This window comes from Xanthomonas euvesicatoria pv. euvesicatoria, from assembly GCF_020880415.1.
In the GTDB taxonomy this organism is placed as follows: Bacteria; Pseudomonadota; Gammaproteobacteria; order Xanthomonadales; family Xanthomonadaceae; genus Xanthomonas; species Xanthomonas euvesicatoria.
On sequence record NZ_JAJIUJ010000001.1, the window covers coordinates 20497 to 31328 of the forward strand.

Below are 10832 nucleotides of genomic sequence, written 5' to 3' on the forward strand. Positions count from 1 at the left end.
CCATGCTCAATGTGACGCCGATTCGCGGCAACAACCAGTACGCGGCCGCGCATTACTTCTCGGCGGCCGACGACTACTACGCCAAGGAGCACCCCGGCGAGTGGCAAGGCCAAGGCGCACAGGCGCTTGGCCTGACGGGGCCGGTGGAACAGGCGCAGCTCTCGCGGCTGCTGGACGGCCAACTCCCGAACGGCGAGCGCATCCAGACGACCTTTGACCCGACCGACAACAAGAAGCGCATGGGGCTGGACCTGACGTTTTCCGCCCCGAAGTCGGTTTCCATGCAGGCGCTTGTTGCTGGCGACAAGGACGTCACCGCTGCGCACGACCGCGCCGTGACGCGCGCACTGGAGCAGGTCGAGCGGCTGGCCGAGGCCCGGAAGAAGGTCAAGGGAAAGAGCTACCGCGAGCGCACCGCAAACATGGTCATCGGCAAGTTTCGGCACGAGATGAGCCGGGCCAAAGACCCGCAGCTACACACGCATGCGGTCGTGCTCAACATGACGCAGCGCGCAGACGGCGCTTGGCGCGCCCTGTCGAACGAGGACATATTCCGCGTGCAGCACGAGGTAGACGCGCTCTACAAGGCCGAGCTGGCGAGGGGCTTGCAAGCGCTTGGCTACGCGATACGCCTGGTCGATGACCAGGGCAATTTCGAGCTGGACCACATCAGCCGCGACCAGATCGAGGCGTTTTCGGCGCGTAGTCGCGTCATCGAGGAAGCGCTTGCCAACGAGGGCAAGACGCGAGCGACGGCGACAACGCTTGAAAAGCAGATCATTTCGCTTGCCACGCGGCCGCGCAAAGACGAGTCCGACCGCGAGCTGGTCAAGCAGTATTGGGTCGAAAAAAGCCGCGAGCTTGGGATCGACTACGGCCTGCGCTCGCAGCTCGATGGCCGCACCTACGAGGCAGGCGACAGCTTCGGCACCCGTGGCCGTGAGCGGGGCGACGCCGGCGACCGCATCGCAGCCACGAGCCTGCCGGCGAGCCTCACGCCGGCACAAGCCGTCGTGCAGTACGCCATCAACCACCTGACCGAGCGTGAGGCTGTTGTTCGCGAAACCGCGCTCACGGCCACGGCGTTGCGTCGCGCGGTCGGGCTGGCAGGACCGGACGAGGTTCGCGCCGAAATCAAGCGGCTCGCCGGCCAAGGCGCGTTGATCGAAGCCGTGCCGGCGTATCGCATGGCCGACCGCAAGGACGGGCCGGCGCTCTCGTCGGCCGGCTGGAAAAGCTATCTGCAAGAGCTGAAAGGCTGGTCCGACAAACAGGCGCAGCAGTACGTCGGCAACGCGATCAAGCAGGGTTCGCTCGTGCCGGCCGAGAAGCGTTACACGACACAGAAGGCGCTCGCCCGCGAGAAAGCGATTCTCGCCATCGAGCGCACCGGGCGCGGAGCTATCGAGCCGATCATGACGGCGGCCGCCGTCAAAACGGCGTTGGAAGGCACCGCGTTGAGCGCCGGCCAGCGTTCGGCCGTGGAAACCATCGTCAGCACCAAGAATCGGTTCGTCGGCATCCAGGGCGACGCCGGCACCGGGAAAACCTATACCGTGAATCAGGCGGTCGCGCTCATCAAGCAGGCGTCGGCCGTGAGCGAGGGCTACCGCACCGTTGCGCTCGCGCCCTACGGCAATCAGGTCAAGGCGCTCAAGAACGAAGGGCTGGAAGCGCACACGCTGGCCAGCTTTCTGCGCACCAAGGACAAGCCCATCGACGGCAAGACGATCATCGTTCTGGACGAATCGGGCGTCGTCGGCGCTCGCCAGATGGAACAGGTCATGCGGGTTGTCGAGAAAGCCGGCGCTCGCATGGTCTTGCTTGGCGACACCAAGCAGACCGAGGCCATCGAGGCCGGCAAGCCGTTCGCGCAGCTCCAGCAGGACGGCATGCAGACCGCGCGAATCAGCGAGATTCAGCGCCAGAAAGACCACGAGCTGAAAACCGCTGTCGAGCACGCGGCCGAGGGCCGTGTCACGCCATCGCTTGCGCACATCAAGCACGTTGAGGAGCTGAAAGAGCCGATCGAGCGGCACCGGGCCATCGTGAACGACTACATCCAGCTCACCGAACCCGAGCGCCGCGAAACGCTGATCGTTGCGGGCACCAATGAAGCCCGCCGCGAGATCAACCGCATGGTGCGCCAGTCGCTGGACCTGACCGGCAAGGGTCGGGAGTTCGAGACGTTGACCCGCGTGGACATGACGCAGGCACAGCGCCGCTTTGCGCCGAGCTATCAGCCGGGCATGGTGATCCAGCCCGAGAAGGACGACCAGAAAGCCGGCCTGACGCGAGGCGAGACCTACCGCGTCAAGGACGCATTGCCCGGCAATGCGCTGGTCTTGCAGCGGCAGGACGGCACCACCACCACGATCAACCCGCGCAAGGCGACGCAGCTCAGCGTCTACCGCCTTGAGCGCGCCGAGCTGTCGGTCGGGGATACCGTGCGGATCAACCGCAACGATCCCGGCCGCGACCTCACGAACGGCGACCGCATGCGCGTGGCCGGCGTGATCGGCGGCGTCGTCAAGCTCGAATCGGTCGAGCAGCGCGACGGCCGACCGGCACGCGCGCTTGAGCTGCCGACGAATCGACCGCTCCACCTTGAGCACGCCTATGCGTCCACCGTCCACAGCGCGCAGGGCTTGACCAACGACCGCGCCCTCATCGCGCTCGATACCAACAGCCGCACCACGTCGATGAATTTGTATTACGTTGCCATCAGCCGGGCCTGCCACGAGGCGCGCGTCTACACGAACTCGGTCAAGGAGCTGCCGGCCGCCATCGCGCGGCGCTTCGACAAGACGACGGCCCTAGCGATCCAGCGCGAACGCCAATTGCAGCGCCGCGACGCCGGTATGCAACCCAAAGGCGCAGCCGACGGCAAGCAGGCGTTGCAGCGTCAGCAGTTCCAACAGCAGCGCAAGCAGCCGGCGAGCGGAAAGAAACCGTCCGAGTACGGACGCTTTGGCTAGGGGCTGGAGGCCGGGGAGCAACGGAACAGCCAACTCAGTTAAGCGGTTTGGACAAACCGTCGTTTTTCGTCACTTAGCGATGCCCAAGAACACGGCCAGGCAGCGCTCAATTTCCACCAACGCATCAGCGTCTACGCGCCCAAAGGCCCGACCTATCTTGTCACGCTTCACGGTCATGGCCTTGTCCACCATCACCTGAGACGGCTTCAGCAGGCCATTGTCGGTACTTGGATGAACGGTAATGCGCAGCAGCGGCGCAGCAACAAGCGTGCTTGTCACCGGCAGCACCGTCACGGTGGTGTGTTCGTCAAACTGGTTGGCCTGGATGACCAGAGCGGGCCGTGGTTTTCCGAAGTCGCCTTGCATGGCGATGGTCACAAAGTCACCTCGCATCATTCCGTCCAGCCATCCATGTCTGCTAGCGCCTCATCCATGAAGCGCTGCATGTCGGTGTCCTCCATGTCCGCTTGTGCAGCAAGACGACACTGACGGCGGCATTCCTCGGCGAAGTCAGGCCGCCGTGTGTCCGGCACCCAAATTTGCACCGGACGCAGCCCTGCCATGCGCAGGGCGTCACGGTGCTTTTGAACTCGTGAATTGACGTGTGCCATGTTGGCCTCACCGTTACATGCAACAAGTTTACGCCTCATTTTTGTTACATGCAACAAAAGCGGGACTTTCTGTGGTTCCGGCTTGGTGCCCCAAGAAGCCGCCGACACCGCGCAAGCCGCGCCAGTTCCAGTGACTCTACTGGTGGTCAGCTCGATCGTCGGGCTTTGGGAGCCGGTCATAGCGCACGATGCCGTCGTGCGTAATGGTGAAACGCAGATCGGAAGCGACAAATGTCTCAGCAGCAAGGCCGCCATAGACGGAATCGCAGACCCATACCGCCATGGCCAAGCTCATCATGGAGCGTTCCATCTCACGGTCGCGATCCGGCTTGTTCGACTGGAACGCTTTGAGGATCTCCGTGCCGAAGAACGTCACGGCACCGGCTGCCCAGTCCGCGCCGTGCTCCCGTGCCATGTCCTGCCGAGCCTCGGCGGCGACGGTGAGCATCAATGCATTCATCGAGATCGCCATGCGGTGGGCGATCTCGCCGGCGGTGTCGAGTAGGATGGTTGTGACTTTCATGAGGCCGCCTTGCTGGATGGATTGTTGCATCACGCCGACGTCATCTAGATTCCGAGGGCCGTGTCGGAGCCAAAGAGCCTTGACTATTGCTGCGAGGTGCTCGGGCGTTCGGCTGCTGCGACCCATTGGTAAATGGTCGCCATGTCCCGCTCTGCTTTCTTGGCCGCGTCCATCGCTCGCACGACAATATCTGCCATTGCTCGTTGGCATAGGTCATTCCGAATCTTCGCAATGCTGCCAACGGACAACTCGGAGATCGCATGAGCAAACTGGTGCAGGCGCATGACGGCTTGCCGACAATCCGCTACTGCCTGATCCGAAACAGGCGTTCTACCGCCTAGCACGGCGTCCAGTTTCCCCGCTTCTTCCCGGATCGTGTCGCCGCTCTTGCGCCAGAATTCCCGAAACGGCTTGATCGCATCGGATGACTCTTCCCAGAACGCTTCGTACAGTTCGCGCTTCCTGCGCGCTTCGGCAATTTCCTGTTCTTCGTTCATGTGTGCTCCATCAGTAGCTTGACTGGTATTGCTGACCTTGTTCCCAACGGCTTTGCCAGTGCGCAATGTACTGGCCGGCTACCGCCGCGTTGTTCCACACCACAAGCACGTTCTCGCTGTTGCGGCGAGCGGCGGCCATCGTGTAATTGAAGCTCCCGGTTTCCACGTGCAGGCCGTCGGCCACGATGTATTTGTCGTGGTGGATCGGATAGACGCTGACCGTGCGAGTCGGGATGCCGGCATGCACCAGCAGGTTGAGCGCCTGCCGCGATGTGTTCGAGCGGCTTTCCACGAGATTGTTCTTGTAGTCCACCACGACAGCCACATCGACGCCGCGCTTCTTGGCATCGGTCAGGGCGCGCACGACGGCCGGCGACGTGAAGGTGTAGCCGGCCAAGCGGATTGACGTTTTTGCTGCACCAATGACCTTGAGCACCAACGCTTCTGCCCGACCGTCCGGCGAGAAAGCGACCTCGACAGTCTGCGAATCCGGGGCGCTCGCAGGCTCGGCGGCCATCGTGTTGCGAACCTTGTCCAACAGGCCGGCCGTGAAGCTGTTGAGCCCCGCAAGAGAGGCGAGGGCCAACAGAGCCGCGCAGACGATAGATCGACGCATTACCACCCCTGCCTACCAGCGCACGCGCTGCTGCCACGTGTTGTCGATGAACACGTCGATGGCTCGCGGATTCTGCGCCGGCTGCCAGATCACCTTGTCGAAAACGTCCACGGTGTCGCTGCTGTCGTAGCTGCCTACGGTGTATGAGCCGACCGACTTCCCGACGCAGGCCCGCGCACCCGAGCTATGGCCGTAGTCGCTTTGCGACTGAGACACTTGCGGCTGTCCGCTCAGCGTGTACGAGCCGTCGCCGCCCCACCATCCCGGCTTGTTGGTGCCCGTTTTCTTCTGCCCCTGCACGACATAGGAACCGCGTGCGGCAGGTTGCAACGGGGCCGGGCAAGGGTCATACGGGTCATAGACCTGCCGGGCGTAGCTCGAACCATCATTGCCGTCCGCGAGATCGCACGTCGGGAACGGCCGCCCCTTGCTGAGATCGTGGTAGAGCTGATCGATGGGGGGAACGCATTCGGACACGCCCTTCGGGCCGCCATTGGACGCGGGATTGGCAAGGCACAGCAGCACCTTGCACCCATATTCGGAGGCGTGCGCGGACACAGCAGCAGCACCGATAAACAGCGCGACTATCAGTTTCTTCATGCCTTCTTCTCCTGAGTTAGCTTTCTCGCATGCGAGAAAAGCCGGTCAATGCACGAACTGCACGAAGGGCGCGTCCTGCTGAGTGCTGTTTGCCGTTGCCCGTTGCACCGGGACGGCTTGTGCTTGGCGCTGCGTCTGCACTCGCTCGGCAGGCGCTGCGGCAACAGCCGGCGCAGCGCCCGGCGTTACGAGCTGGACCTTGACAGCCGGCTCCTTGGCCGACGCCGCATCCGTGGGTACGACCGACTGGCCGCCCTGCGGCGATCCCTCCGCGAAGATCACCCATTGGCTCGACGTCGCCGCCTGTTTCGCCGGCCCTGCCGCGCGGCCAGCAGGGCGAACGGCCACGGCACCATCGGAGCTTTCGGGCTTCACGGCCGGCACAACGGGGATCGGCTGAGCCGCCCCCGTCGCGTTCGCTACGACCTTCTGCACATAGCTCGGCTGGCCGGCTTTGTCCGCTCGAAAACCGCGCGTGAAGTTGCCCGAGTAGTAGCAACTGAACGCGGCCCGCAAGGCGTGCTGATCGTCACCCATCTGCGCCTTGGCGCGCTGGAAGCAGTCTTTGAGGATCGCGCTGCCCGCCTTGAGATTGCGGCACGGCTCGAACACGGTCTCGTAGCTCTCGCCGTACTTGGCGAGGTTGTACCGGTTGACCTGTCCCAAGCCCATCGAGAAATTGAAGCCCTGCCGATCCAGCTCGCGCGCCGTGGCAACCGCTTCAGCCAGGCCACGCGGCTGATGATCGAGGCGGCCGCCCACCACGCCGATCGCGTAGGGATTCCACGACGATTCGGTGCTCACCACACCCTTGAGCGTGCTCGGGTGAACGTCCGGGGCGCACTCGGCGGCCAACTTCTCAAACGGCAGCGGCTGTGCCGGCGTTTGCGCACCAGCGAACAGCGGCACAACGGCCAACAGCCCGGCCGCCATCGTTATCACGTCACGCACCTGCATAGATGATCTCCGAAATGTAGCGACCGTTGCGCTCGGTGTATTTCCACTGCACAACAACGTCGATTCGTCGCTTGACGCGCGCGATGACCTGCTCGCGCGTCATCGACGTGTGACCGTCCATCAACTCGCCAAAGCGGTCATACATTTCGGCCGGCGAATCGGTGTGAATCGTCGTGAGCGATCCCTTGTGGCCCGTGTTGAGCATGTTCAAGAACTCAACCGCTTCCGGGCCGCGAATCTCGCCCATGATGACCCGGTCGGGGGTGAGTCGCATGCACGAGCGAAGCAACGTTGTGGGCGTCACGGCAGCTTGCCCCGATGCCTGATGGCGCGCGTAGGAAAGGCGCACGCAGTTTGGTTGCGCCGGCTCGATTTCCCGTGAGTCTTCAATCGTGACGATGCGCTCGTGCGCGGGGATTTCCTGCACCAACGCATTGAGGCACGTGGTCTTGCCACAGTACGTCCCGGCCGATATGACAATGTTCTTGTGGGCCAACACTGCCCCGCGCAGGAACTGGTCCCACTCTTTCGCGCGATACAGCTCCAGCAAGCGAGCATCGGAATACGGCTCATCGGTCACGTCGCTATTGACGAATCGGAAAGCGCCCTGCTCCTTGTATTTCGGCAGGCTCATGCGAACCAGCGATTGCTTACGAATCGTCATCGCGATGGTGCCCTCCGGTACGACAGGCGGAAGGATCATTTCAGTGCGGTACGTTCCGCGCTCGAAGTCTGGAACGCCGTCATCGAGATTCACCGGAATCTCCGCCGAGAGGATCGGACTCTCCCGATCAACGTCCAGACTCTTGAAAGACGCCGTGACCTCGGCCAGTGACGAAAGCAACTGGTATGTCAGCCCCGGCACTTCAATTTGCTCGGCGTAGTACGCGTCTTTCTTTCGCAGCCACAGCTCTCCCGGCTTGTTGACCTGAATCTCGGTGACCTGCTTGTCATCGAGATGGTCGGCCAGCAAGGAGAGCTTGGTACGGAAGGAGGCAATCTGCGACATGGCTCGGCCCTCACGGGATGAACGTCACGCCGTCGCCGTGCTTGGCTGCGTCGATGTCATCCTTGTAGATCGGTGTGAAATCGAGGTCTTTGTTCACGTAGATGCGAACGCGCGAGCCGGCCGGCACGGTGATGGTCGGCGGGATATTGATGTACGGCTGTAGCACCGACTGCGAGGTTTGCGCGGCTGCCTGTTGCACCGATTGCCGATAGGCGGCGGTCGAGTTGTACTGATCGCCCGAACTCACGCCGGCGTTCGACGCGCCGGCACCGATGATCGACAGCAGCGCGGACATGCCGAAAATCTCGGCAAAATGCGTGTCCACGATGCCGCCCATGCCGGCCGTGCCGAGCTGGTCCGCGCCCGCGCTATCCAGCGCCACTTGCACGCCATCCGGCCGGCGCACCGTGTTCCAGATCACGAACAGCCGGTCTTGCCCCTTGCGCACTTCGGCGCTGTACACGCCGCACACCCGCGAACCCCACGGAATCAGCTTGTTCCGGTCTTGCTCGCCGTACACGTCGCGCTGCACGGTCGCGCACACCATGCCGGGCAGATCGGAGATCGCCCGCGGTTCAAGCACGGCCTCGATGAGCTTGCCCTGCAAGACCTTGTAGGGCAGGTTGTCGATTTGATTTGCCTTGCTGACCGCCACGCCATTGCCAGACACGGCCCGCGCAAAACGCGAATTCGGGTCTTGTGCGCCACGCTCGCCGCTACCGCCGCCGAGCGCGCCGGCATTCGATGGCCCTTGGTCGCCGCTATCGCCCACCGGCTGCGCAGACGCTGCCGCCTGGTTGTTTGAGTTCGGCGGGATGATGGCCGACTTCATGCGGGCTTCGAGTATCCGCCGCTCTTGTTCCCGCCGCTGCATTTCCATCTGTTCGCGTTGGGCCTTCATCGGGTCATCGGCTTGCGCCGCGCTCGCAGGCGTTGCGGCCGGCGCGGAAGTCACAGCCGGCACGCTGGCCGGTTCCTGGTCCTTGAGCTTGGGCACCGGCTTACGCTCGGGAATGCTCAGTTCGCTGTTGCCCGCCGGCTTCGCCGGCTCGCTACCGTCGTGCTTCATGTACCAGACAGCACCGAGGGCTGCCGCCGCGATGGCAGCAATCGCGATACCGCTCATCTTCTTCTTGCGATCATCGGCCACCAACGAGGCATTTGCCTGCTTTTCCCACGCTTGGACCGCCGCCTCGCGGTCATCCTGCGGCTTGTTGGTCTGATCGCTCATATCAGTTGCCCCCGCCAGTGCTCACCAGGCCACTCACAGCGCGCTTGTAGGGATTGGCGTTGTTCTGCACGCAGAGGTGAGCGTTGCCATTGCGCAGCGTGAACAGGCTTGCCGTGCGTTCAACCACCAGGTATTGCCCCTCGCGTCGCGTGTTGACGATGGTCTCTGTGCCGTCCGGGCCAACGGTGTACACCGAAGGGATTTCTGCGTTCTGGTCGAACATGAAATAGGTGAACTGGCCATCATCGAAAGCGCGCTTCAACGGGATGGCCGTCTTGTTTCCCGACGTGCCGTAGCCAAGGTTGAGCTTGGCCGGATCGAACCCGTTGCTCATGCGCTGCGCGCTGCCCGCGCCGGCGTATGTCTTCACGTTCGAGTTCGGATAGACGAAGCGGACCAGGAACGTCATCGCCGCTTGGCTCTTGGAGCTAGTCAGCTTGAAGTAGTACGTGCGCTTATCGGTAATCACGGTCAGGTTTGTGGCTGCGTTCGGCTCCACCGGCTTGAGGAAAAGGCGGTTCTGGTACGGCACGGTTTGCCATGCAATCGAATCGCCCAACGTCACGACCTTGACCGTTTCGTCATTGGCGAACTCGATGGAGGTCTGGTAGCCATACGTGCCAACGATCTCGTAGACCTGATTCGGGTCATACGGCACTTGTTTGACGCGATCATCCGTCACCAACGCATGCGGCGACTTCGCCGCGTGGGCCGGCACCGAGGCCAGCGAAATCGACGTGCCAGCAATGAGGGCAACAGCGAGAGCAATAGGGTTGAATTTCATGGTCTGTTTCCTTGTACAAGTCGGTTACTGGCGGCTCAGCTCTTGGTCCTTGCGGTAGGCCGTTGTGGCGTAGCCAAGCGCGTTTTCCCAGCGGTCGCCAAGTGCAAGGGGTTTGAACGTGAAGGTGTAGCGGACGAGCGCGGTGTAGTAGTCGGTCTTCGGCGGGCTCCCCGCCTTCTCCGTAATCGACTGGAACGACACCTGATACGCATCCTTGCCGAGCGACGTAATGCCCGTGATCTTCGGGTAGCGCCGACCGCCCTGCCCGAGCTGGTAATACGGGTTGTTCGGGTTGTCGGGGCTGGTTTCCGCGTCGTACTGGCCTGCCACCGCTTGCGTTGAGTGCAGCCGGCAGAGGTCAGCAAACCGCTGCCGCCAGTCCGGGTCGAACGTGTTGCAGTACATGATGAAGTCGTACACCTGACTCTGAACGAAGCTTTCCTGCCCCGTGATCGTTTCCTTGTTCACCACCTGCTGTTTCACCACATGGCCGTTCGCGTCGATGACCGACACCACGGGAATGACCGTGTGAACGTTGGCGAGCACCGTGACCGCACTCGCCATGCCGCCGACGACGAACAGCAGCAACCCGATGAGCAGATACGCGCGGTTGCGTTCTTGCTTGAGCTTGTTCGAGCCGCCCAATTGGGCCGCCTGCGTCTCGTTGTCGCCTTTAAACGTCCCTTTCCCGAAATTCATTTGATTGCTCCTTTGGTGAACATCCGGCCCACCATCATCAACAACGACACGCCCTGCACCGATGCACCGCCCGCGAGTGCGGCGGCCCAACCTTTGACTTGCAGCATGAAAATGATCAAGACGCCTTCGACGATGTAGAGGTAGGCAACTTGCTGGACGTTAATACGCGCCGCATCGGTCACACTCGCCGCTTTGCCGGCCTCATCAATCGCATCGCCAAACGCAAGGAAGCCAAAGCGAACGATGGCGATGACCAAGATGTAAATGAAGCAAAAATTCAGCATCTTGCTCAGCCAGTTCATGGCCCACTGCCGCGTTTGCTCGAAG

Annotated in this window: 13 protein-coding genes; 1 reads left to right on the forward strand and 12 read right to left on the reverse strand. The window is 62.5% G+C overall.

What is annotated here, in order from left to right; translation table 11 throughout:
* The first annotated feature begins 2 nt into the window (after nucleotides 1–2).
* Nucleotides 3–2978 (forward strand): MobF family relaxase, encoded by a 2976-nt coding sequence (mobF, locus tag LN450_RS00145; RefSeq protein ID WP_011345597.1) that lies wholly within the window; start codon nucleotides 3–5, stop codon nucleotides 2976–2978.
* A 69-nt stretch (nucleotides 2979–3047) separates the two neighbouring features.
* Here the strand turns inward: mobF and LN450_RS00150 are convergent, their stop codons facing one another.
* The 12 genes from LN450_RS00150 to LN450_RS00205 form a co-directional block, all read right to left on the reverse strand.
* On the reverse strand, nucleotides 3048–3374 hold the full coding sequence (locus LN450_RS00150; protein WP_007968778.1) for a type II toxin-antitoxin system PemK/MazF family toxin: 327 nt from the start codon (nucleotides 3372–3374) through the stop codon (nucleotides 3048–3050).
* Nucleotides 3371–3589, reverse strand: a complete 219-nt coding sequence (locus tag LN450_RS00155; RefSeq protein ID WP_033478260.1) for an antitoxin MazE family protein — start codon at nucleotides 3587–3589, stop codon at nucleotides 3371–3373. Before LN450_RS00155 ends, LN450_RS00150 begins: the two co-directional genes overlap by 4 nt.
* A gap of 136 nt (nucleotides 3590–3725) precedes the next feature.
* Nucleotides 3726–4112 carry a hypothetical protein gene (locus LN450_RS00160; RefSeq protein ID WP_003491149.1) on the reverse strand — a complete coding sequence of 129 codons (387 nt, stop codon included), beginning with the start codon at nucleotides 4110–4112 and terminating at the stop codon, nucleotides 3726–3728.
* Nucleotides 4113–4195: 83 nt separating this feature from the next.
* A complete protein-coding gene (locus LN450_RS00165; RefSeq protein ID WP_041854931.1) occupies nucleotides 4196–4609 on the reverse strand; it encodes a hypothetical protein in 414 nt (137 codons plus the stop codon).
* Between the two features lie 10 nt (nucleotides 4610–4619).
* Nucleotides 4620–5195: a phospholipase D family nuclease gene (locus tag LN450_RS00170; RefSeq protein ID WP_041854932.1), complete on the reverse strand. Its 576-nt coding sequence runs from the start codon at nucleotides 5193–5195 to the stop codon at nucleotides 4620–4622.
* A 42-nt stretch (nucleotides 5196–5237) separates the two neighbouring features.
* Entirely contained in the window at nucleotides 5238–5825 is a 588-nt protein-coding gene (locus LN450_RS00175) for a hypothetical protein (protein WP_011345600.1), read from the reverse strand.
* Between the two features lie 45 nt (nucleotides 5826–5870).
* Nucleotides 5871–6782, reverse strand: a complete 912-nt coding sequence (locus LN450_RS00180) for a lytic transglycosylase domain-containing protein (RefSeq protein WP_011345601.1) — start codon at nucleotides 6780–6782, stop codon at nucleotides 5871–5873.
* On the reverse strand, nucleotides 6769–7791 hold the full coding sequence (gene virB11 / locus LN450_RS00185; RefSeq protein WP_007968768.1) for a P-type DNA transfer ATPase VirB11: 1023 nt from the start codon (nucleotides 7789–7791) through the stop codon (nucleotides 6769–6771). The genes LN450_RS00180 and virB11 overlap by 14 nt, the downstream gene beginning before the upstream one ends.
* A gap of 10 nt (nucleotides 7792–7801) precedes the next feature.
* Nucleotides 7802–9022, reverse strand: coding sequence for a TraB/TrbI/VirB10 family type IV secretion system protein (locus LN450_RS00190; protein ID WP_011345602.1), 1221 nt, complete (start codon nucleotides 9020–9022; stop codon nucleotides 7802–7804).
* Between the two features lies 1 nt (nucleotide 9023).
* A complete protein-coding gene (gene virB9, locus LN450_RS00195; protein WP_011345603.1) occupies nucleotides 9024–9806 on the reverse strand; it encodes a P-type conjugative transfer protein VirB9 in 783 nt (260 codons plus the stop codon).
* Nucleotides 9807–9830: 24 nt separating this feature from the next.
* Nucleotides 9831–10505, reverse strand: coding sequence for a VirB8 family type IV secretion system protein (locus tag LN450_RS00200; RefSeq protein WP_011345604.1), 675 nt, complete (start codon nucleotides 10503–10505; stop codon nucleotides 9831–9833).
* A partial coding sequence (locus LN450_RS00205) for a type IV secretion system protein (protein WP_228892580.1) occupies nucleotides 10502–10832 on the reverse strand: 331 nt, incomplete at its 5' end. The genes LN450_RS00200 and LN450_RS00205, both read right to left, overlap by 4 nt.